The organism is Photobacterium sp. AWH4_225 (assembly GCF_056158405.1).
On record NZ_JBSWTF010000002.1, the window covers coordinates 27,106 to 48,098 of the forward strand.

21 protein-coding genes are annotated in these 20,993 nt (G+C 51.1%); 9 read left to right on the forward strand and 12 right to left on the reverse strand.

Features of this window, described 5'->3' with window-relative positions; translation table 11 throughout:
• Window positions 1-31 precede the first annotated feature (31 nt).
• The 4 genes from ACXAD4_RS16365 to argR all read right to left on the reverse strand — a co-directional run bounded on the left by ACXAD4_RS16365 (window position 32) and on the right by argR (window position 5,061).
• A complete protein-coding gene (locus ACXAD4_RS16365; protein WP_475242835.1) occupies window positions 32-487 on the reverse strand; it encodes a universal stress protein in 456 nt (151 codons plus the stop codon).
• Window positions 488-594: 107 nt separating this feature from the next.
• Complete coding sequence (locus ACXAD4_RS16370; RefSeq protein ID WP_475242836.1) at window positions 595-3,174, reverse strand: TRAP transporter permease; 2,580 nt, start codon at window positions 3,172-3,174, stop codon at window positions 595-597.
• A gap of 115 nt (window positions 3,175-3,289) precedes the next feature.
• Window positions 3,290-4,258 carry a TAXI family TRAP transporter solute-binding subunit gene (locus tag ACXAD4_RS16375; RefSeq protein WP_475242837.1) on the reverse strand — a complete coding sequence of 323 codons (969 nt, stop codon included), beginning with the start codon at window positions 4,256-4,258 and terminating at the stop codon, window positions 3,290-3,292.
• 332 nt (window positions 4,259-4,590) lie between these two features.
• Window positions 4,591-5,061 carry a transcriptional regulator ArgR gene (gene argR / locus ACXAD4_RS16380; protein WP_475242839.1) on the reverse strand — a complete coding sequence of 157 codons (471 nt, stop codon included), beginning with the start codon at window positions 5,059-5,061 and terminating at the stop codon, window positions 4,591-4,593.
• 370 nt (window positions 5,062-5,431) lie between these two features.
• Between argR and mdh the strand changes: the two genes are divergently transcribed.
• On the forward strand, window positions 5,432-6,370 hold the full coding sequence (gene mdh, locus ACXAD4_RS16385) for a malate dehydrogenase (protein ID WP_475242840.1): 939 nt from the start codon (window positions 5,432-5,434) through the stop codon (window positions 6,368-6,370).
• Between the two features lie 86 nt (window positions 6,371-6,456).
• On the opposite strand, the gene ACXAD4_RS16390 is transcribed toward mdh, so the two are convergent.
• Together ACXAD4_RS16390 and ispB are read right to left on the reverse strand one after the other, a co-directional pair.
• On the reverse strand, window positions 6,457-6,648 hold the full coding sequence (locus tag ACXAD4_RS16390; RefSeq protein WP_317525228.1) for a hypothetical protein: 192 nt from the start codon (window positions 6,646-6,648) through the stop codon (window positions 6,457-6,459).
• 178 nt (window positions 6,649-6,826) lie between these two features.
• Window positions 6,827-7,798, reverse strand: coding sequence for an octaprenyl diphosphate synthase (ispB, locus tag ACXAD4_RS16395; RefSeq protein WP_475242841.1), 972 nt, complete (start codon window positions 7,796-7,798; stop codon window positions 6,827-6,829).
• Window positions 7,799-8,198: 400 nt separating this feature from the next.
• Between ispB and rplU the strand changes: the two genes are divergently transcribed.
• The 7 genes from rplU (at window position 8,199) to folA (ending at window position 12,995) form a co-directional block, all read left to right on the forward strand.
• Window positions 8,199-8,510, forward strand: a complete 312-nt coding sequence (rplU, locus tag ACXAD4_RS16400) for a 50S ribosomal protein L21 (RefSeq protein WP_039456406.1) — start codon at window positions 8,199-8,201, stop codon at window positions 8,508-8,510.
• Window positions 8,511-8,528: 18 nt separating this feature from the next.
• Window positions 8,529-8,786 carry a 50S ribosomal protein L27 gene (rpmA, locus tag ACXAD4_RS16405; protein WP_007467532.1) on the forward strand — a complete coding sequence of 86 codons (258 nt, stop codon included), beginning with the start codon at window positions 8,529-8,531 and terminating at the stop codon, window positions 8,784-8,786.
• A 65-nt stretch (window positions 8,787-8,851) separates the two neighbouring features.
• On the forward strand, window positions 8,852-9,775 hold the full coding sequence (locus ACXAD4_RS16410) for a DMT family transporter (RefSeq protein ID WP_475242842.1): 924 nt from the start codon (window positions 8,852-8,854) through the stop codon (window positions 9,773-9,775).
• A 141-nt stretch (window positions 9,776-9,916) separates the two neighbouring features.
• A complete protein-coding gene (cgtA, locus tag ACXAD4_RS16415; RefSeq protein WP_475242844.1) occupies window positions 9,917-11,098 on the forward strand; it encodes an Obg family GTPase CgtA in 1,182 nt (393 codons plus the stop codon).
• 128 nt (window positions 11,099-11,226) lie between these two features.
• Entirely contained in the window at window positions 11,227-12,018 is a 792-nt protein-coding gene (locus ACXAD4_RS16420; protein ID WP_475242845.1) for a threonine/serine exporter family protein, read from the forward strand.
• Window positions 12,015-12,488: a threonine/serine exporter family protein gene (locus ACXAD4_RS16425; RefSeq protein WP_475242846.1), complete on the forward strand. Its 474-nt coding sequence runs from the start codon at window positions 12,015-12,017 to the stop codon at window positions 12,486-12,488. Before ACXAD4_RS16420 ends, ACXAD4_RS16425 begins: the two co-directional genes overlap by 4 nt.
• Before the next feature lie 27 nt (window positions 12,489-12,515).
• Window positions 12,516-12,995, forward strand: coding sequence for a type 3 dihydrofolate reductase (folA, locus tag ACXAD4_RS16430; protein ID WP_475242848.1), 480 nt, complete (start codon window positions 12,516-12,518; stop codon window positions 12,993-12,995).
• Window positions 12,996-13,069: 74 nt separating this feature from the next.
• Here folA and apaH read toward each other — a convergent pair whose 3' ends face one another.
• The 6 genes from apaH to lptD form a co-directional block, all read right to left on the reverse strand.
• Window positions 13,070-13,885 carry a bis(5'-nucleosyl)-tetraphosphatase (symmetrical) ApaH gene (apaH, locus tag ACXAD4_RS16435; RefSeq protein ID WP_475242849.1) on the reverse strand — a complete coding sequence of 272 codons (816 nt, stop codon included), beginning with the start codon at window positions 13,883-13,885 and terminating at the stop codon, window positions 13,070-13,072.
• Between the two features lie 9 nt (window positions 13,886-13,894).
• Window positions 13,895-14,278, reverse strand: coding sequence for a Co2+/Mg2+ efflux protein ApaG (gene apaG / locus ACXAD4_RS16440; protein ID WP_475242850.1), 384 nt, complete (start codon window positions 14,276-14,278; stop codon window positions 13,895-13,897).
• An 81-nt stretch (window positions 14,279-14,359) separates the two neighbouring features.
• Window positions 14,360-15,172: a 16S rRNA (adenine(1518)-N(6)/adenine(1519)-N(6))-dimethyltransferase RsmA gene (gene rsmA, locus ACXAD4_RS16445; protein ID WP_475242851.1), complete on the reverse strand. Its 813-nt coding sequence runs from the start codon at window positions 15,170-15,172 to the stop codon at window positions 14,360-14,362.
• Complete coding sequence (gene pdxA / locus ACXAD4_RS16450; RefSeq protein ID WP_475242852.1) at window positions 15,169-16,161, reverse strand: 4-hydroxythreonine-4-phosphate dehydrogenase PdxA; 993 nt, start codon at window positions 16,159-16,161, stop codon at window positions 15,169-15,171. Before pdxA ends, rsmA begins: the two co-directional genes overlap by 4 nt.
• Window positions 16,148-17,452: a peptidylprolyl isomerase SurA gene (surA, locus tag ACXAD4_RS16455; protein ID WP_475242853.1), complete on the reverse strand. Its 1,305-nt coding sequence runs from the start codon at window positions 17,450-17,452 to the stop codon at window positions 16,148-16,150. The genes pdxA and surA overlap by 14 nt, the downstream gene beginning before the upstream one ends.
• Window positions 17,453-17,518: 66 nt before the next feature.
• Window positions 17,519-19,879 carry an LPS assembly protein LptD gene (gene lptD, locus ACXAD4_RS16460; protein ID WP_475242854.1) on the reverse strand — a complete coding sequence of 787 codons (2,361 nt, stop codon included), beginning with the start codon at window positions 19,877-19,879 and terminating at the stop codon, window positions 17,519-17,521.
• A gap of 200 nt (window positions 19,880-20,079) precedes the next feature.
• On the opposite strand from lptD, the gene djlA reads away from it, so the two are divergent.
• Window positions 20,080-20,925: a co-chaperone DjlA gene (djlA, locus tag ACXAD4_RS16465; protein WP_475242855.1), complete on the forward strand. Its 846-nt coding sequence runs from the start codon at window positions 20,080-20,082 to the stop codon at window positions 20,923-20,925.
• The last annotated feature ends 68 nt before the right edge of the window (window positions 20,926-20,993 follow it).

Below are 20,993 nucleotides of genomic sequence, written 5' to 3' on the forward strand. Positions count from 1 at the left end.
GCAGCGGGCTTTTTAGTACGTCATTTAGGAATTAATCGGATTCAGACAGGTGAGCCTGGGGCTTGAGAACCAATACATTGATCGGGGAGTTCTCAACGACTTTGGCTGCGACCGAGCCTAGCATGACTTTATCGAGGCCAGAACGCTTATGGCTCGGCATGATAATCAAGTCAGCACCGACCCGTTCTGCATGATCCAATATCGTCGTCCATGTCTTCCCTTCTGAGACGTGCTGGTGGTGGACAATTTCCGGTGGAATATAGGCTTCGGCAAAGGCTTTGAGCTGTTGCTGGGTGTCCTGCATCATTTTGCGCGCCGCATCTTTGGGAAAGTAACTTGATACCATCGCCATGTGGATGCCTGGCAGGACATTGAGCAGGTGGATGGTGGCATTGGAGTGCTGGGCATGCCAGACAGCCAGTTCGACAGCTTTGTCTGCGAAACCTTTATCATTGAGGTCGACCGGAACCAAGATTTGCTTATACATATTTTATCTCTTTGTTCACGAAGGGAGAGGCTCCCTATAGTGTATACCAAACAAACATGGCCCTTTCGTGATGAAAGGGCCAGAACCGTGGTTTGCTTGATAATGGTTTACTTGATGTGGCCAAGAGATTTGGCACGCCGGCGTTGATTCCAGCCCAGCCCGCCTAAGATGAGCAAGGTCGGTATGAATACCCACTCTTTCATTGGCCGAACCGCCGGTAGGCTAACCGTGGTGATCTCCCAATCGAAGTCGATACCTGCCTGCTCAGCCGGACTGCCGAACTCAACCATGTCGACGATCATCTTGTCGCCATCCTGACGTAGCATCAGACCGGTAGAGTCGATCCGCTCATCGGGGGAGACTGCTGCTTCATCAAAAGGCAGCAATACGTGTTTGGAGACGAACTTCCCTTCCAGGTTTTCCCCGCTCACCTGCAGTTCAAGCGGCTGGCCAATGGCCAATTTATCGGCCGCATCGGCAATCAGAGTGCCCGGCATCTCGTGCTTAGGCGGGTAGACCATATCCCACCAGAATCCCGGACGGAACAGGGTGAAAGTGATCAGCAACAGGGCAGCGACCTCCCACCATTTGGTTTTGGTAAACCACCATCCTTGAGTTGCCGCCGAGAAAGTGAGCATGGCGATGATCGCCGAGCCGACTGTGAGCATCAGGTGCCACCAGGAGTCGATATTCATCATCAGCAACTGGGTATTGAAGATGAACATGAACGGCAGGATGGCGGTCCGGATATCATAGGTGAAGCCCTGGATACCGGTGCGGATCGGATCGCTTTTGGCAATCGCTGCGGCAGCAAAGGCGGCCAGGCCGACCGGCGGGGTATCATCGGCAAGGATCCCGAAGTAGAACACGAACAGGTGTACCGCGATTAACGGAATGATCAGGCCATGCTGGGCACCGAGGGTAACAATAACCGGTGCCATCAAGGTCGAGACCACGATGTAGTTTGCCGTGGTAGGTAGGCCCATACCGAGGATCAAGCTGATCAAAGCTGTGAACAGCAGCATCAGCATGATATTACCTCCGGAGATGAATTCAACGAACTCGGTCATTACCAACCCGATCCCGGTGAGGGTAACCACGCCAACTACGATACCGGCGGCGGCGGTGGCCACACCGATACCGATCATATTACGAGCACCGGAAACCAGACTCTCGAGCAGGTCGATAACCCCTTCCTTACCGGCTTCTGCCAATGTCTTCTCTTTGTTGAACAGCGCCAGCAACGGGCGCTGGGTCAACAAGATAAAGATCATGAAAACAGTCGCCCAGAAAGCTGAAAGCCCTGGTGAGAAGCGCTCTACCGTCAGACACCAAACCAGCACAACAATCGGCAGTAGGAAGTAAAGACCTGATTTCATCGTCGGCCCCGGATCAGGGACTTCGGTAATATCGGCGTTTGGATCTTCAAGCGCGTGATCTTGGTAGTCGGCTGCCACTTTGATCAATGCGACATAGGCGATCAGGATCACCGCAGCGATCATCGGGGTCGCTGCCGCGCCAAAGACATCCTTAGTCCAGCCAACGCCGTAGTAGACTATGGCACTGAGCACAACCAAGCCGAGGATGGTGCCACAGAAAGATAGCAAGCTCTGGGCAAGGGTCGGCTTATAGCGACGTTCTAGGCCGGACATTCCAGCCTTACAGGCTTCCAGGTGCACGATGTAAATCAGTGCAATATAGGAGATCAGCGCTGGCAGCAATGCGGCCTTGATTACTTCGACGTAAGAAATCCCGACGTATTCCACCATCAGGAAGGCTGCAGCCCCCATGATAGGCGGGGTCAGCTGGCCATTGGTTGATGCGGCCACTTCGACGGCACCTGCTTTAGTGCCCGGGAAGCCAACCTTTTTCATCAGCGGGATGGTAAAGGTACCGGTGGTAACCACGTTGGCAATCGATGAGCCTGATACCAGGCCAGACAGACCCGAGGCGACAACTGCCGCTTTGGCCGGGCCACCACGCATATGACCAAGCAGCGAAAAGGCTACCTTAATGAAGTACGCACCGGCTCCGGCACGTTCTAGCATGGCACCAAACAATACGAACAGGAATACGAACGAGGTCGAGACGCCAACCGCGATACCGAATACCCCTTCAGTCGTTAGCCACAGGTGCGACATCGCCTTGTTGAGGCTGGCGCCTTTATGGGCGATGACATCCGGCATATGGGGACCGCCGAAGGTATAGAGCAGGAAGACGGCAGCGACAACCATCAACGGTGGACCAAGTGCCCGTCTTGTTGCCTCAAGTAGCAACACCATACCGATGACGGCGACCACGATATCCATCTGGGTGGGGGCACCTGAGCGACCGGCCAGCTGGGTATAGAACAGATAAATATATGCTGCGGCAAAACTGCCCGCCAGCGCAAGGATCCAGTCTATTAAAGGTATCCTGTCTCGCGGCGAATGCTTCAGGGCAGGGTAGGCGGTAAATGCGAGAAAAATCGCAAACGCCAAGTGAATAGATCGGGCTTCGGTGTCGTTCAGGACGCCAAAGTTAAAAATAAACGGTAACGGCGATGCGTACCAAAGTTGGAACAGGGACCAACAAAGTGGAACAAACCACAGGATACGTCCAGCCAGTCCAATCGGGCTTCTTGCCCCGGTATCCGCCTGAGCCACCATATCTTGCACATCTGTCGACGATTGTGTTGTCTTCGTCATGCATAATCCTTCTTCGATGGGCTAGGGTGTGATTAGAATTTATCGGAATGAAAAATAGAGAAACAGCAAGCACCATGAAATGATGCTTGCTGGATAGTGTTGCCTATCGGCAGGATTACTTCAGGTAACCTGCTTCTTTGTAGTATTTCACTGCACCTGGGTGAAGTGGGATAGACAGACCGTCCTTGACCATGTCCTCAGGCTTGAGGTTGGCAAAGGCTGGGTGTAGGCGTTTGAACGTATCGAAGTTCTCGAATACTGATTTCACCACAGCATAAACAACGTCATCAGATACGTCGGTAGAAGAAACCAGCGTTGCTGCCACACCGAAGCTGTTTACGTCACTGTCCGTCCCTTTGTACATGCCGCCCGGCACCGTGCTCTTGGCGTAGTAAGGGTTGTCGGCGACGATTTGGTCAATTTTAGGACCAGTAGCAGGGATCAGTTTGGCATCACAAGATGTGGTTGCTTCTTTGATCGATCCGTTTGGATGGCCAACCACGTAAACGAAGGCATCAATCTTATTATCACAAAGGGCTTGCGAACGCTCGGAGCCTTTTAGCTCAGAGGCCAGTTTGAAGTCTTTGTTGGTCCAACCCATAGCGTCCATCACCACGCCCATTGTCGCGCGGTCACCCGAGCCAGGGTTACCGATGTTCACACGCTTACCTTTTAGATCTTCAACACCGTTGATGCCTGCATCGGTGCGGGCAATGATGTTGAACGGTTCAGTGTGTAGCGAGAACACGGCACGCAACTTCTTGTATGGACCTTGCTCTTCGAATTTGCTTGTACCGTTATAGCCATGGTACTGCCAGTCAGACTGTACGATACCGAAGTCCAATTCACCGGCACGCATGGTGTTGACGTTGTAGATAGAACCGCCGGTAGACTCTACCGAGCAGCGAACATTGTGTTCTTTGCGGTCTTTGTTGACGAGCTTACAAATAGCACCACCTGTCGGATAATAAACACCGGTCACAGAGCCGGTACCGATGGTGATAAAGTTCTGGGCATTGGCCATGCCAGTTGTCATAACTGCGGCAGCAAGTGCACTGACTTTGACGAATTGCTTAAATGCCATGTTTGTCCCTTCCTAGTTGTTGTTATTTCCAGAGAAAAGCCTTTTCCATCTGTGGTAAGGCATACCTACCTGAGGGTAATTCATTGCTGAATCTGAGCAATGATATCAAAACAAATCAATAACTTTAAAACTATGTTAATGAAAATGAGGCGGTTACAGGGTGGAAATAGTTACTGACACTAATGGGGGGTAGAATAATTATTTAAAGCAATCAATGGCTTGCAGAAGGCGTGAGGGTTTGGTGAAAGTTTGTCTTATTGTGATCTAACTCTCACAAAACCAGGCAGGAAAACGCATAGTTTACTGCCTGGTATCGGGTTGGCTATAAGCAATTACTTGCTGTAGTCAAATAGTTCGCAGACAGAGTCGAATAGCTCTGCTGTTGAAATCGAATTGGTTGGTGTGATGAAGATAGTATCGTCACCTGCAACCACGCCTAAGATCCCTTCTGCTTTACCTAGGGAGTCTAGTAAGCGGGCAATAACCTGCGCTGCACCTGGACCGGTATGGATAACAACCAAAGCGCTGTTATAGCCGATCTCCATCACTAACTCTTTGAGTGGGCTGCTGGTTGTCGGTACGCCAAGCTCTACTGGCAGGCAGTAGACCATTTCCATTTTCGCATTGCGGGTACGTACCGCACCGAATTTGGTTAGCATGCGAGAAACTTTGGATTGGTTGATATTGTCGAACCCCTGAGCCTTCAATGCGTCGACGATTTCACCTTGAGAGCTGAATTTCTCTTCTTTTAGAATTGCCTTGAACGCTTTGACTAGGCGTTCTTGTTTATCTGAATTTCGCATAAGTAAATTTCATGTGCAGGGACGAGGTGCTGTATTCTGGCACAACCTTTCGGCTCCTAGCAAACAGTGTTCAAGTAAACTGGTGCATGTATCACCATTATAGAGGGAAAAATTGAATAGATATTGAGGTGTATGCAGGTTTTACGCGCGAGCCTCGTCAAGTTATGGTTGGGAAATGTTATAGGGATGTAGCACATTTTATTCTTGCTTATGCGCGATATCGCAAAGCTGGTGGCATCTGATTGTATTTCTTGATTGGTTACTATAACGTCAGTTCTGTCTTTGATATGAAATCAGTGTTTTAAATCGACTGTGATTTCATATGATTAGGTCTGAAAATTATATACTTCTATCGTAAAGGAGAACGAACATGAAAGTTGCTGTAATTGGTGCGGCCGGTGGTATCGGCCAGGCTCTTGCCCTGTTGCTCAAGAATCGTCTGCCAGCAGGTTCGGATCTGGCGCTGTATGATATTGCCCCAGTAACACCAGGCGTTGCGGCTGATCTGAGCCATATCCCAACTCCTGTCTCTATTAAGGGATACGCGGGTGAAGATCCAACTCCGGCACTGGAAGGTGCTGATGTTGTTCTTATTTCAGCGGGTGTTGCCCGTAAACCAGGGATGGATCGTGCCGACCTGTTCAACGTGAACGCAGGCATTGTTAAATCGCTGGCTGAAAAAATCGCGGTTGTTTGTCCGAAAGCTTGTGTGGGTATCATTACTAACCCAGTGAATACGACAGTAGCCATTGCTGCTGATGTATTGAAAAAAGCAGGTGTTTACGACAAGCGCAAGCTATTCGGTGTAACCACATTGGATGTTATTCGCTCTGAGACATTTGTTGCCGAGCTGAAGGATGTTGATCCGGGCGAGGTGCGTGTACCAGTGATCGGTGGACACTCAGGCGTTACTATCCTACCGCTTCTATCTCAGGTTGAAGGTGTTGAGTTCACTGAAGAAGAAATCAAAGCATTGACTCCACGTATCCAGAATGCGGGTACTGAAGTGGTAGAAGCTAAAGCGGGTGGCGGCTCAGCGACCTTGTCTATGGGTCAGGCGGCTTGTCGTTTCGGCTTGTCACTGGTTCGTGCACTACAGGGCGAAACTGGCCAGGTTGAGTGTGCTTATGTCGAAGGTGATGGTAAGCATGCCCGCTTCTTCGCTCAGCCTATTCTACTAGGTAAAGAAGGTGTCGAAGAGGTGATGGATTACGGTGCGCTAAGTGCATTCGAGCAAGAAGCACTGGAAGGCATGCTGGAGACGCTTCACGGTGATATCGCTAAAGGCGAAGAGTTTGCGGCTAAGTAACTTCTAAGCATGTAAACCTCTGTATAAAAAGAAGCGGCCAACAGGCCGCTTCTTTTATATCTGGGGAAAATCCGCTCGTGTGATGTTTAATAGTAGTTATCGCATCCGGTATGGAGCTGGGGTTGGTCAACAAGATCATTGCAGTTGATGTTGATCCGGCGGTGATCACTCATGTTCTCGATGATCGCCGTGTTGTGCTCTTGATCCACATCGATAACTTCAGCGACGCCCTGTTGGTATTCAACCCACATTCCAGGCTTCAGTTCTTTTGCTTGCATAATGGCCTCCTGTCATGATCTCGATGATCCAGCCGTTATTGATATAACTATAGGATATTGTGAAATTACTGATTGGGTACGGCTGGAGGCGATGGGGAGATCAAAAAAGCCCACCGAAAGGCAGGCTTTTTGTTGGGCGCTAGTAGAAGCGCTTATAAGAGCGCTAAAGGAGCGACCTTTACTTGTTGCGGTGCACAGCCAGGTGGGCCAGCGCAACAAGTGCATCTTTGTATTCGCTATCGGCAATCTGGGCCAGGCTAGTGATTGCCTTCTCGGCTTCTTCTTCTGCGCGCTGCTGGGTGTATTCCAGCGAGCCAACTTGCTTCATGCATTCAAGGATAGGCTCTAGCTTGTCCAGGCCATTGCCTTTCTCGATAGCTTCGCGGATCATTGCTGCCTGCTCGGCATTACCGTGTTGCATCGCGTGCAGTAGAGGCAGGGTAGGTTTACCTTCGGCCAGATCATCACCGACGTTTTTGCCCATCTCCTCGCCATCAGCGTTGTAGTCCAGTACATCGTCAATCAGCTGGAAGGCGGTACCCAAGTAGCGACCGTAATCTTGCAGGGCGCGTTCGGTATCTTCTGGAGCTTCGACAAGAATAGCGGAGATTTGGGTTGCAGCTTCAAATAGGCGAGCGGTCTTGGAGTAGATCACCTGCATATAGCTTGCTTCGGTGGTATCGGGATCGTTGCAGTTCATCAGCTGCTGCACTTCACCTTCTGCGATCACATTGGTCGCTTCGCTCATGACATCGAGGATCCTCAAGGATCGTAGGCTTGTCATCATCTGGAATGAGCGGGTGTAAATGTAATCCCCAACTAATACACTGGCGGCATTACCGAACATTGCATTGGCGGTCGCTTTGCCACGGCGCATATCCGACTCATCGACAACATCGTCATGAAGTAGGGTGGCAGTATGGATAAACTCCACAAAGGCCGCTGCGGTGGTGTGTTGTTCGCCTTGATAGCCAAGGGCACGGGCTGCCAGTACAGCAAGCATCGGGCGTATGCGTTTGCCGCCGCCGCTGACAATGTAAAAACCTAGTTGATTAATGAGGGCTACATCTGAGTTCAGTTGAGCCAGTATCTTCGCGTCGACTTGTGCCATATCATCGGCAGTGAGCGCTTGGATAGCTTTGAAATCCATTGTACATCCAGCAAAATAATGTGCCGCACCCGGCGGATTGTTATGCGTGTCGGTTGTAAGCTTAACTGATTTGACCCAAGCACGAAAAGCTCGCCCCATAAGATGGGAAGTGGCTCACAGCAAGGCTCAAAAGGGTTGCATAGTTAAGATTTGTTAATCAACCGAGATAAATTAATTATCGAATATTACACTAAAAGACAGCAATCTTCATAACCTCGATTGCGTTTAAATCGATGACTTTTATTACTGAGCAGCTTTTCGCCAATTTTCTTTGCACAATCGCTTGCCAGTAGCCCTAATTTCGCGTAACATTCGCGCCCTATTGATGACAAGATTAAGCGCATACCCATTGCCCAAAATATACGTGGCAAATGGCCTATGCGGACAAGCGGAGTAAGACATGTACGCTGTTTTCCAAAGTGGTGGTAAACAACACCGTGTAAGCGAAGGCCAAACCCTACGCTTAGAAAAACTAGACGCTGAAACTGGCGCTAGCATTGAATTTGACTCAGTACTTCTAGTAGCTAACGGCGAAGAAGTAACTGTAGGCGCACCTTTCGTAGCTGGCGGTAAAGTAACTGCTGAAGTAGTTACTCACGGTCGTGGCGATAAAGTAAAAATCGTTAAGTTCCGTCGTCGTAAGCACTCTCGTAAGCAAGCGGGCCACCGTCAGTGGTTCACTGAAGTCAAAATTACTGGCATCAGCGCTTAATAACAGGAGAATTTAAAGATGGCACACAAAAAAGCTGGCGGTTCTACTCGTAACGGCCGTGATTCAGAAAGTAAACGTCTTGGTGTTAAGCGTTTCGGTGGCGAATCTGTACTAGCAGGTAACATCATCGTACGTCAGCGTGGTACTAAATTCCACGCAGGTAACAACGTAGGCCTAGGTAAAGACCACACTCTATTCGCTCTATCTGACGGTAAAGTGAAGTTCGAAGTTAAAGGTCCTAAGAACCGTAAATTCGTTTCTATCGAAGCTGAATAATTCAGTCTCGACACGAATGATAAAGCCCTGCCTACTGGCGGGGCTTTTTGTTTATGGGGGGCTTTATGCCACAGCAAAATCCCTTGCTAGGGATGTCCCTGGCGTTGCTGACCGCCGTATTTTGGGGAGCGCTGCCCATTGCAATGAAGCAAGCTGTCGAGGTAATGGATCCTTTTACCATCGTTTGGTATCGATTTATGACAGCGGCCACTGGATTGGGCCTGTGGTTAGCCTACCGACGTAATCTGCCCAGCCTCAGCGGGCTAGGGCGCAAGGGAGCTATCCTGTTGTTACTGGCAAGCCTCGGGCTTGCAGGTAACTTTGTACTGTTCAACAGCTCACTGTCGTACCTTAATCCTGCGGTTGTGCAGGTGATCATGCAGTTGGCACCGATGATGTTACTGCTATCCAGCGTATGGCTGTTTAAAGAGACTCTGGGCAAGCACCAGGTTATCGGGGTGGTTGCATTGCTATCCGGCTTGCTGCTGTTCTTTAATGAGCGCCTGGCCGAGCTGTTTACCAGTATGAGCGCATACACTACCGGAGTGTTGTTGGCAGTTGCCGCCGCTATGGTTTGGGTAGTCTACGCCCTGGCACAAAAGCGCATGCTAAGGCAGTTTTCGTCACCGCAGATCTTGCTGATGATCTACGTGATCTGTGCCTTGATCTTGATGCCGGTCGCAACACCCAGCCAGATCCAGCTGATGGATCAACGGCAGTTAGGGATGCTGATCTTCTGCTGCCTCAATACATTGGTGGGATACGGTGCCTTCGCCGAAGCGATGGCGCGCTGGCAGGCATCGCAGGTCAGTGCAGTGATCACCTTGGCACCCCTGTTCACGATCCTGTTTGTGGATTTGGCCAGTTTGGTCTGGCCTGACTATGTTGCGCCAGCAGCCCTGAACCAATGGGGCTATGCCGGAGCAATGGTCGTCGTCGGTGGTGCGATGTTTAGCGCTATCGGTCATCGCTTGCTGAAGCGAAAGTAATAATTGGACACCAGCGTTGCCCACGGTTGTGCGCGACAAAAGGCCGGATAAGCACGACGTTTGGTTGTACAATAGGTTAATAGCAACTTGGACTGAACGAGCCGGGTTGAAGAATTTTAACGCCACAGTGCGGAGAAAGAGATGAAGTTTGTAGATGAAGCGGTGATTCGAGCCGATGCTGGTGATGGTGGTAATGGTACCGTCAGTTTCCGTACTGAAAAGTATGTACCGAAGGGCGGCCCTGACGGTGGTGACGGTGGTGACGGTGGTGACGTTTACCTACTGGCTGATGAAAACCTCAATACACTAATCGACTACCGCTTTGTAAAATTCTACGCCGCTGAACGTGGCGAAAATGGTCGTGGCGGTAACTGTACCGGTAAACGTGGTGCCGACAAGGTCCTAAGTGTTCCTGTTGGTACCCGTGCGGTTGATGAAGAGACTGGCGAAGTTATTGCTGACTTGACGCAGCATGGCATGAAGATCATGGTCGCGAAAGGTGGCTTCCATGGCTTGGGGAACACCCGTTTCAAGTCTTCTGTGAACCGCGCGCCGCGTCAGAAAACAATGGGTACCAAAGGTGAAGTACGCCACCTTCGACTGGAGCTATTGCTTCTGGCCGACGTGGGTATGCTAGGTTTGCCTAATGCGGGTAAATCGACCTTTATTCGTTCTGTATCAGCCGCAAAACCGAAAGTGGCTGACTATCCGTTTACGACACTTGTGCCAAGCCTTGGTGTGGTGCGTGTCGATAGCGATCGTAGCTTCGTGGTTGCCGATATCCCGGGCTTGATTGAAGGTGCCGCTGACGGTGCTGGTTTGGGTATTCGTTTTTTGAAGCACCTTGAACGCTGTCGTGTACTATTGCATATGATTGACCTGCTACCGGCTGACGGTTCAGATCCAATTGAGAATGCATTTACCATCATCAATGAGCTGAACCAGTACAGTGAAAAGCTAACCAACAAACCACGTTGGCTTGTCTTTAACAAAGTAGACTTGATGCCGGAAGAAGAAGCACAAGAGAAGATCGAAGAGATCTTGGATGCTTTGGCATGGGATGAAGGTTACTACTGTATCTCGGCACTAAACCGTATGGGTACCAAAGAGCTGACCTACGATCTTATGCGCCAGATCGAATCGATGCCTGCTGTTGACTTTGAAGACGATGAAGAAGAGTCTGAAGAGAAGAAAGTTGAGTTCAAGTGGGACGATTATCACGAACAGCAAATTAAAAATGCTGAGAAGAGTGATGACGACGATGATGACTGGGATGATTGGAACGAAGACGATTACGACGTCGAAATCATCTACAAGCCATAACAGCCTGTACTCAGTACGTAGAAAAAACCGCCTTCAAGGGCGGTTTTTTTGTGCCTAATCAAGCTGAACTTTGTAAATTTGTATGATAATTCATCATCCAGATCACAAATTTGAAGCAGGGGGCAGAGGTGGAAGAGCCAAATGGGGAGCTGGCCGAGCCAGTACAGCGGGAAATTTCCCGGCTGGCAGTATTGGCTGGGCAAAGGTTATTGCAACACGGGGCGGAGAGCACCTTGGTGATGGATGTCGCCAGGCGGCTAGGGCTGGCCTTGGGAGCCGACAGTGTCGAAGTGTCTCTTTCGGCCAGTTCGATGGTTTTGACGACCTTGAGTGACGGCCGCTGTATCACCACCACCAGGCGGTGCCAGGATCGCGGCATCAACATGCAGGTGGTCACCGAGATCCAGCGGGTGTGTATCATGGCCGAGCGGGGCGTGCTGGATGTTGACGGGGTGCACCAGCGGCTCGAGCAGATCAAACCGATGCGCTATAACCGCTATTTGGTGATTGTGATGATTGGGCTGTCATGTGCCTCGTTCAGTCGGTTGGCTGGTGGTGATTGGCCGGTATTTGCGCTGACTTTTTTTGCCTCGGCGGTGGGGATGTTTGTCCGCCAGGAAATCGCCCATTGCCATTTCAATCCACTGCTTAATTTCGGGGTGACCGCTTTTGTCACCACTTTGATTTCCGGGTTTGGGCAGGTGTATCAAATTGGTGAAGCGCCGTTCTTGGCGATGGCGTCCTCGGTATTGATGTTGGTGCCGGGGTTCCCGCTGATCAATGCTATTTCGGATATGGTTAAGGGCTACTCCAACATGGGGATAGCCCGTTGGACCATGGCCAGCTTGCTGACCCTCTCTACCAGTATGGGGATTGTTGCGGCCATGAATGTACTCGGTGTGTGGGGGTGGCTGTCATGATTTCTGTCGACTTTTTACTGGCCCTTCTCAATGACATGTTTTTCGCACTGATCCCGGCTGTCGGCTTTGCCCTGGTGTTCAACGTGCCACCTAAAGCGTTGAAGTACTGTGCCATCGGTGGGGCGCTTGGTCACGGCTGTCGCTTTGCCCTAATGCACTGGGGACTATCGATTGAGTGGGCAACCCTGTGTGCGGCAACCCTTGTCGGTATGATCGGCGTGCATTGGTCACACCGTTTCCTTGCCCACCCCAAGGTCTTTACCGTTGCGGCGATGATCCCGATGGTCCCCGGCGTGTTTGCCTTCAAGGCGATGATTGCCCTAGTGGAAATTAACCATAGAGGTTTTACCCCTGAACTTTGGGGTCTGCTGGTGGAAAATATGCTCAAGGCGGTCTTTATCGTGGCTTCTCTCGCAATTGGCCTCGCTATGCCCGGCTTGCTGTTTTATCGCCGCCGTCCTGTGGTATAACTCTGCCAACAGGAAAAAGGAGAAAGTATGAAGATCAGTATGGTTGCCGCTATGGCCAAGTTGAGGGTAATCGGTAAAGACAACGCCATGCCATGGCATCTGCCAGCCGATTTTGCTTGGTTCAAGAAAGTGACGATGGGCAAGCCGGTGGTGATGGGACGCAAAACCTTCGAGTCGATTGGTCGTCCATTGCCGGGCAGACACAATATCGTGATCAGCCGTAATACAGCCTACCAGGCTGAAGGTGTCACCGTTGTTGCCGATATCGAAGCGGCAAAGCAAGCGGCGGGTAATGTCGAGGAGTTGATGGTGATTGGTGGAGGGAGTATCTACACCGCATGCCTGGAAGATGCCGACCGCCTTTACCTGACCTTCATTGACTTGGATGTTGAGGGCGATACCCAGTTCCCAGACTGGGGGAACGGTTGGCAGGAAGTGCACAGTGAGTCCTATGCGGCCGATGAGAAAAATGCCCACGATATGCGCTTTGTGATCCTTGAGCGCTAATTGGGGTTCAGACCAACCGAAAGAGGCTTGCCATCGAGCAAGCCTCTTTTGATACAAGGAGAGTCAGCCGTATTTTAGGCGTGTACCGGGCAAGCTTGCTCGAAGCGTGCACCATCCTCCCAGCGAAGCAAGGTCATGCTGTTGCCCCAGACGCAGCCTGTATCGAGTCCTATCACTTGGCTGTCTTCATAACCCATCAGTGCTGCCCAGTGGCCAAAAATCATCTTCTTGTCCATCTCAGGGCGTTTTAGCGTGAACCAAGGCACCAATTGGTCGTCAGCGGTATCTTGTGGGGATAGTTTGCAGGCCATATCGAGCCGACCATCCGGGTAGCAGAAGCGCATCCGGGTAAAAGCATTAATGGTATAGCGGTAGCGCTCGATACCTTGCAGATCTGCCGACCATGAATCGGGCCCGTTGCCGTACATGTTCTTTAATAGCCAAAGGTAATCATTACCTTGTAGCACACGCTCAACCTCTCTGGCCTGCTTTCGTGCTTGTTTCAAGCTCCATTGGGCAGGGATCCCGGCATGGGTCATCACAAAGGGCAACTCTGGATGCTCGGCCAGTAGTGGCTGGTGGCGAAGCCAGTGCAGCAGTTCATCGCGGTCTGGTGCGTCAAGAATAGGCTGGAGCTTGTCCTTGGGTTTGTTTTTGGCAATACCTTCGGCTACCGCGAGCAGGTGCAGATCGTGATTGCCCAGTACCGTAGTGGCCTGCTTGCCCAGACTTTTGACAAAGCGCAGAGTGTCTAGCGAGAGAGGACCGCGGGCGACAAGATCGCCGGTGAGCCAAAGCTGATCGTGCTGTGGATCAAAGCTGGTAGTATCGAGCAGCTGGCGCAAGTCATCGAGGCAGCCCTGGATATCGCCAACAAGATAGGTCGACATAGTGATCCTTTAGTGGAGTATATTTGGCACTGACAAGCGGAATGGCGAGATTTCGGCGACAAACTCGTCACCGGTTTCATTAACCATGACGTAATGCCCCTGCATGACTCCCAACGGGGTCTCAATGATAGTGCCACTGGTGTAGGTGTATTCTTCATTGGCCGGAATAGTCGGTTGCTCGCCGACAACCCCTTCACCTTCAATCACCAGCTTCTTGCCGTTGGCATCGGTGATCAGCCAGCGTCTGCTGAGCAGTTGTGCTTCACCGGCTCCCAAGTTGGCGATGGTGATGGTGTAGGAAAAAACATAGCGCTGGTTGTCAGGCTCGGATTGCTCTTCGATGTAGTGGGTGACGACCCGGCATTTGATAGTTGGAGTTACGCTCGTTGTCATTGTTATGCTTCCTTTCTTGGCTAGCTAACGGCACCTTATAGCTGTGCCGGTAGCTCAGGCAATTTCCCTGGCGAACGCAAATTATTTGGTGTGGTTTGCATCCAGCCAGTTTGCCATTGCGACAAACTGTTCCAGCGTCAGGTTCTCCGGACGCATGCTTGGGTTGATCCCCAGTGCTTCCAGTTGTTCACCTGTCAGCAGTGCCTTGTAACAGTTGCGGATGGTCTTGCGGCGCTGGTTGAAGCCTTCGCGACAAACACGATCCAACCACTTAAGGTTAGTACATGGGTGCGGCAGGGTTTCATATGGCGTCAGGCGAACAACGGCAGAGTCAACCTTTGGTGCTGGCTTGAATGACTCAGGCGGCACTTCCAGTACTGGCATAACGCGGCAGTAGTACTGGGTCATTACGGTCAAGCGACCGTACGCCTTGCTGCCAGGGCCTGCTGCCAGGCGGTTTACGACTTCTTTTTGCAGCATGAAGTGCATATCTTCGACATGCTCATGGAATGAAAGCAAATGGAAGATCAGCGGTGTAGAGATGTTGTACGGCAGGTTGCCGAAAATACGCAGCTTGTTGTTTTCCTTAAGAAGCTGCGTGAAGTCGAAACGCATCGCATCACCTTCGTGGATAGTTAGCTTGTCAGCTAGATCCGGATGATTACGAAGACGCTCGGCCAGATCACGGTCAAGTTCGATAACCGTGAACTTATCAACCATTTTGCCTACAGGCTCGGTGATTGCACCAAGGCCAGGGCCGATTTCAACCAGGTTTTGACCTGGACGAGGGTTAATTGACGAAACAATACCGTCAATGATGTATGGGTCGTTCAAAAAGTTCTGGCCAAAGCGCTTACGGGCGCGGTGACCTAGGTGGACTTGATCGCTGCTCATGCTTGTTTTTCTACCAATTCGAGGGCGTGTGATAGCGCTGTCCAAAGGCTACCCGTGTCCGCCTGTCCAGTACCGGCAAGTTCCAGTGCGGTACCATGATCTACTGAAGTTCTGATGAAGGGCAGGCCTAACGTAATGTTGACTGATTTACCAAAGCCTTTGAATTTCAGCACTGGTAGCCCTTGATCGTGATACATGGCCAGAACCGTGTCGGCATCGGCCAGGTATTTTTCTTGGAAGATGGTATCTGCTGGCAGCGGGCCAATCAGATCCATGCCTTCCTGCTTGCGGAGTTGCTCCAGCGCCGGGCTGATCACATCGATCTCTTCGGTGCCCAGGCAGCCATCTTCGCCAGCGTGTGGATTTAAGCCACAGACGTATATTTTGGGTTCGGCAATGCCGAACTTGCTGACCAAGTCAGCATGCAGGATACGAATCACCTGCTGCAGCCGCTCTTCGGTAACGGCCTTGGATACACAAGCCAAAGGGATATGGGTCGTGGCCAAAGCCACGCGCAACCCCTCGGTCGCCAGCATCATTACTACCTGAGCAGTATTCGATTGCTGGGCAAAAAACTCGGTATGGCCGCTGAACGATACTCCCGCCCGGTTGATCACCCCTTTATGGACTGGGCCGGTAACGACAGCTGCAAATTCACCACTCATACAGCCCTTGGCTGCTCGCTCCAAGGTACTGAGCACATAGTGGCCATTCTGCTCATTGAGTGTGCCTGCTTCCACTGTTGCTGCCAGTGGAATATCGGCAACCACCAAGGTGCCAGCCTGGTGTGGCTCGGCTGCTTGGCTCGGGTCATAGGTTTTGACAACCAATGGTAAACCGAGCTGGGCTGCACGTTCTACCATAAGCTGGGCGTTTGCACAAATAACAAGTTGGTGTGGCCAATCTTGCTGCGCAAGGGCAAGTACCAAATCAGGCCCAATGCCTGCCGGCTCGCCCGGGGTGATGGCTATTCGTTTAACCTTGGTCATCGGCACGTTCCGGCTGTTCGATGAAGGCACCAGCGCGCAGTTCCTGCAACCAGGCCTGGGCTTCTTCGTTGAATTTACGGCTGAATAGGATGCGGTAGGCACGGTTCTTCACCGCTGCATCTGTACGGTCGACATCGCGGCGGTCCAGAACCTCGACAATGTGCCAGCCATGTACCGTCTTGAACGGTTCGCTGATCATGCCTTCCGGCAGTGTTTCTACTTTTTCTTTGAACTCAGGAACATAAAGGTCAGGTGTCTGCCAACCAAGTTCACCACCGTTCGCAGCTGAGCCAGGGTCAGCACTCAACGCCTGGGCCGCATCAGCAAAGCTACGCTCACCCGCCAAGATGGAGCGGCGGGCTTGTTCTAGTTGCTCTTTGGCGCCTTCATCGCTAAGGATCACTGAGGTTTTCACCAAAATATGGCGGGCATTCACTTCAGTGACTGATACGGTTTCCAGCCCATCTACCTGGTTGATCTTCAGGATGTGGTAGCCAACACCGCTGCGGAAAGGACCGACGATAGCACCGGTACCCTGTGATTGGATTTGGTCAGCAAAAATGGTTGGCATTTCTTCTTTGCGCATCCAGCCCCATTCACCGCCCTGCAGGGCTTTAGGACCTTTTGAGTAGCTGTAGGCCAGGTTGGCAAAGTCAGCACCGTCTTTTAGCTCATTGACCAGTTGCTGAGCTTCTTTGGCGACTTCGTCACGCTCGACAGAGCTCGCTCCTTCTTCAACGCGCAGTTGGATATGACTGATGTTGTAGCGTACGCCTTGCTGCTCTTGCTGGCTCAGCTGGCCGGCGAGGGTTTCCACTTCCTGCGGCAGGATGTTGATCCGGCGGCGAACCTGAATGGTACGGGCTTCGCTGGCTGTCATGTCACGACGCATTTGTTCGCGGAAAATTGAATAGCTGATGCCATTAGCTGCCAGCATTTGCTGCAGCTGGCCAACGGTCATCTGCTGCTCGGCAGCCATCTGGTTGATTGCTTGATCAAGGCGGTTATCGTCGATGCGGATCCCGAATTGTTCGGCCTGTTGGAGCTGAAGGGTTTCCATTACCAACTGATCCATTATTTGGTTGATCAGTACATCGTCCGGCGGCAGTGGTTGGTTCTGGCCCGCAGCATTCATGCGGACTGTTTTCAGCATGGCATCGACATCGCTTTGTAGGATCACACTGTCGTTGACGATCGTGACAATACGATCAAGCTCTTGGGGTGCGGCAACGGTGCCGGCAGAAAGGCCCAGTAGTGCAATACCGAGCAGGCTAGACTTCCAATTTTTCATAGTTTGTTTCCATCGGGCGCCGGAGCGCGTTAAATCTTGACTGGAAGGGCAAAGCCCTTCCATCTGTTAATTATTGAGGTAGAAAGGGCGGCCATAGCCAATAGAATTATTGTCGCTCGTGGTACCAATTGGTGCCAATCCAAGTCCAATTAGGCTGAACGAAATACTGAAATTTTGTTCGTATTCAGCTGGGCTTGAAGACACATTTGAGCGTGTCTGCAGATATTCATTATATCCCAGGCTGATCATCCAGCAGGCTGTACGGAAGTTGAGGCTAATTTGCCCTTCCAGCATTTGGTTCTCTGTCAGGTCGTGGTAGTAATCACCGCGCAGTGTTACCCCATCATAGATAGGGAAACCGGTCGAAAAGCCAAGTTGGGAAATACCGTCTTCGGTATAGCGGTTGAGCTGATCTTCATCGAGGATGTTGTCAAGCAGGTACTCTTTTGAAATGTAACGGTAGTTCACTTGGCTAAATGTACCACCTTCACGATATTCAATGGCACCATTGGCAAACTGAAGATCTTTCTTGCTGGCGTCATACTGCAAACCGCCATGGAAGAATAGCCAGTCATCGTAATTGAAGTCAGATTCCAAGGCCGTGGCTGAGTAGTTCGGACTGGTTTCTGTATCGGTATCCAGGTTTCTACCAGAATCATTTAGATAGAAAATCTGTCCCACCGCAATATTAAAGCGTTCTTTGAACTGACTATCGAAGTAGCGCGATGTAGCACCCACGGTGAATTGATTTGCTGCAGCAATTCGGTCAACACTGGAATAGCGCTTGTCGCGGAACAGGCCGTAGTAATCTGTTTGCATCAATGTTGTGTCATAAGCATCATAGATACCTTGTTGATCAACATCTTTGACATATAGGTACTGGACTTGTGGTTCCAGACTTTGGGTGTAGCTGTTACCCCAGAGCAGGGTATCGCGCTCAAGGTATAAACCTGAGTGGATACGGATACTCGGTACGGTTCGCGAAACGCTTTCTTCTAGTTCTAGGCCTTTGTCGATGATTTCCTGGGCATTAGGATCAAAATCCTGATTGTAATAGGTATACATCAGCTTGGCTTCGCTGGTTACCGACCACCAAGGGGTGGCATATGGCAGCGTCAGAGTTGGCTCGAAGTGAACACGGTCTGCAGTTGGTTTATCCGGATTATCATTTTCAAATCGGCTGACATGGCTATTCAAAGAGAAATCTAAGCCATAGGGCATGTCATCGTAGTAGTAGTTTGCCTCTACCTGTGGCATTAGGCGGTAGCTCGATGAAACGCCCAGCGTTAATGGCTGGAAATCCCTGACACGTAACGTTGAATCCCAATTCAGGTCACGGTATGACACTTCAGCTGTTTGCAGCAGGTTGTTATCTTCTCGTTCACCAATGCTGGAATCGATATCCGAGAAATATGTTGGATCACTAACCTTGCTGTAATCTATTTCGAACAACCAGTGTTGGTTATACATACCGTTGTGGGACCAGTTGAAGCCCCAGCGAGGGTCTTTGTCAGAGTCTTTCTGATCGCTGCCTAGGTATTCGCCGGATAGACTACCTACACCAAAATCGGTTAAATACCGGAACTCGGAGTTGAGTTGCAAACCCCGGTTGCTCATGTACTTCGGCGTGATGGTCATGTCGTAGTTGGGCGCGATGTTCCAGTAGAACGGTGTTTCCAGCTCGAAACCATCACGGGAGCCGTAGCTGACTGATGGATATAGGAAACCTGTTAGACGCTCATCACCTACGGGGACTCGCAGGTAAGGCATATAGAAAACGGGAACATTAGCCACTTCGAAACGGGCGTTGTAAAGGTCGGCAAACGGCGAGTCGTTTTCTCGCTCAATACTTGTAGCTGAAAATTGCCAGCTTTTGTCACCTGGTGGACAGGTAGTATAGGTGCCGTTTTTCAAACGGTAGTAAGAGATACCGTTTTTGGTCACCCTTTCGGCTTCACCGCGGCCTGCTTCACAGGTCATGTTGTAGACGGCGTTATCCAGTTGCGAGTCTTCGGTATCCAGGTTGCTCTGGATTCGGTCCGAGTAAACCTCGATGGTACCATCATGGAAGTAGACGTTCCCTTCGGCTGTCACAATATTGGTTGGCTGCTCAAGGGTCGCCACGTCCGCTGCGACGGTTCGGTTACCTTGACGCACAACCACATCACCGGTGTAGGTAACACTCTGGTTATTAAGAGCTTCAGCTTGGTCGGCGGTGACTTTGATCGGTTCGTTATTAGGGTCGGCCGGCATTTGATCCGGGGCAATGCAGGTACCACGCACCATCGCCAGTTCGTCAGTTTCATCACTGACCGCAGAGTCGCCATTGGCTTTCTCTGGGGCGGCTTGGTTTGCGTAAGCCACCGTCGGGCCGAAAAGTGCCAGGCTGATCATGGTCGCCAGTAAGCTGCGGGAAGTAGATGACATCTAACTAAACGTTCCTGTAATAAAGTTTTTAGCGCATTTGTTATTGTTAACCGGGTTTTGACAAGCTTTCCCAGTAAATGCCAGCTATGATAATGCAAATTCTATCCGACGGCATCTTTTGGCTCATTTTTTGGCTTTTGCTATCGGGTGTAATGCATGAGAAATATTTCTAAATTTAGCAAATTACCAGAGAGTAGCGAATGCAGGTTTGGGGCAAAATACTTGGAGCATTTTTTGGCTTCCTCCTTGGCGGGCCGTTTGGTTTGTTGTTAGGTCTCTTTTTGGGCCATAAGTTCGATAAAGCACGCGCAAAAATTTATTACGGTGGCGGATTTGGCGGTTTTTCTGGTGGGCAGAGCTCGGCAGAGAGCCAAGCGGCCTTTTTCTATGCGGCATTTGCCGTTATGGGCCATGTAGCAAAAGCCAAGGGGCGGGTGACAGAAGAAGAGATCCGCGTAGCCAGCGTATATATGGATCGGATGGGTCTGCAAGGTGAGTCTCGTCGCCAGGCCCAGGAAGCTTTCCGCGAAGGCAAGGAAGAGCATTTCCCGCTGGAAGAGACCCTGATGAAGGTGCGTCAGGGCAGCGGCGGTCGGGCGGACTTGTTGCAGTTTTTCCTTGAGCTGCAAATTCAGGCGGCATTTGCTGACGGTTCGTTGCACCCGAGCGAGCGCAAGTTGCTGCATGTAATAGCTCGTATTCTGGGCTTTTCTGCACAGCAGCTTGAGCAGCGTCTACATATGCAAGAAGCAGCGTTCCGTTTCCAGCAAGGTGGCTTCCACCAGCAATACCAGCAGCAGGGTGGGGGATTCCGTCAAGCACCAACCAAAGATCAGCTGGCTGATGCCTTCGAGTTGATTGGTGTGCCGGAAACGGCTTCTGCGCAGGAGCTCAAACGGGCCTACCGTAAGCAGATGAACGAGCACCACCCCGATAAACTGGCTGCCAAGGGCTTGCCGCCGGAGATGATGGAGCTGGCCAAGCAGAAGACCCAGGAGCTCCAGGCTGCCTATGATCTGATCCGCAAGGAGAAGGGATTTAAGTAGGGACTTTGTCTTGAGAAAATCGGGCCCTAGAACCAAAAGTAAAAGGCGAGATCGTTGATCTCGCCTTT

Bases quoted from the DNA above. Each gene is read 5' to 3' on its own strand.
- rplU (WP_039456406.1), top strand. From the start codon at position 8,199: ATGTACGCTGTTTTCCAAAGTGGTGGTAAACAACACCGTGTAAGCGAA.
- pdxA (WP_475242852.1), bottom strand. From the start codon at position 16,161: ATGACCAAGGTTAAACGAATAGCCATCACCCCGGGCGAGCCGGCAGGC.
- apaG (WP_475242850.1), bottom strand. From the start codon at position 14,278: ATGACAACGAGCGTAACTCCAACTATCAAATGCCGGGTCGTCACCCAC.
- ACXAD4_RS16370 (WP_475242836.1), bottom strand. From the start codon at position 3,174: ATGACGAAGACAACACAATCGTCGACAGATGTGCAAGATATGGTGGCT.
- ACXAD4_RS16390 (WP_317525228.1), bottom strand. From the start codon at position 6,648: ATGCAAGCAAAAGAACTGAAGCCTGGAATGTGGGTTGAATACCAACAG.
- ACXAD4_RS16365 (WP_475242835.1), bottom strand. From the start codon at position 487: ATGTATAAGCAAATCTTGGTTCCGGTCGACCTCAATGATAAAGGTTTC.
- ACXAD4_RS16410 (WP_475242842.1), top strand. From the start codon at position 8,852: ATGCCACAGCAAAATCCCTTGCTAGGGATGTCCCTGGCGTTGCTGACC.
- cgtA (WP_475242844.1), top strand. From the start codon at position 9,917: ATGAAGTTTGTAGATGAAGCGGTGATTCGAGCCGATGCTGGTGATGGT.
- ACXAD4_RS16375 (WP_475242837.1), bottom strand. From the start codon at position 4,258: ATGGCATTTAAGCAATTCGTCAAAGTCAGTGCACTTGCTGCCGCAGTT.
- djlA (WP_475242855.1), top strand. From the start codon at position 20,080: ATGCAGGTTTGGGGCAAAATACTTGGAGCATTTTTTGGCTTCCTCCTT.
- argR (WP_475242839.1), bottom strand. From the start codon at position 5,061: ATGCGAAATTCAGATAAACAAGAACGCCTAGTCAAAGCGTTCAAGGCA.
- lptD (WP_475242854.1), bottom strand. From the start codon at position 19,879: ATGTCATCTACTTCCCGCAGCTTACTGGCGACCATGATCAGCCTGGCA.
- mdh (WP_475242840.1), top strand. From the start codon at position 5,432: ATGAAAGTTGCTGTAATTGGTGCGGCCGGTGGTATCGGCCAGGCTCTT.
- ACXAD4_RS16425 (WP_475242846.1), top strand. From the start codon at position 12,015: ATGATTTCTGTCGACTTTTTACTGGCCCTTCTCAATGACATGTTTTTC.
- rsmA (WP_475242851.1), bottom strand. From the start codon at position 15,172: ATGAGCAGCGATCAAGTCCACCTAGGTCACCGCGCCCGTAAGCGCTTT.
- ispB (WP_475242841.1), bottom strand. From the start codon at position 7,798: ATGGATTTCAAAGCTATCCAAGCGCTCACTGCCGATGATATGGCACAA.
- rpmA (WP_007467532.1), top strand. From the start codon at position 8,529: ATGGCACACAAAAAAGCTGGCGGTTCTACTCGTAACGGCCGTGATTCA.
- folA (WP_475242848.1), top strand. From the start codon at position 12,516: ATGAAGATCAGTATGGTTGCCGCTATGGCCAAGTTGAGGGTAATCGGT.
- surA (WP_475242853.1), bottom strand. From the start codon at position 17,452: ATGAAAAATTGGAAGTCTAGCCTGCTCGGTATTGCACTACTGGGCCTT.
- apaH (WP_475242849.1), bottom strand. From the start codon at position 13,885: ATGTCGACCTATCTTGTTGGCGATATCCAGGGCTGCCTCGATGACTTG.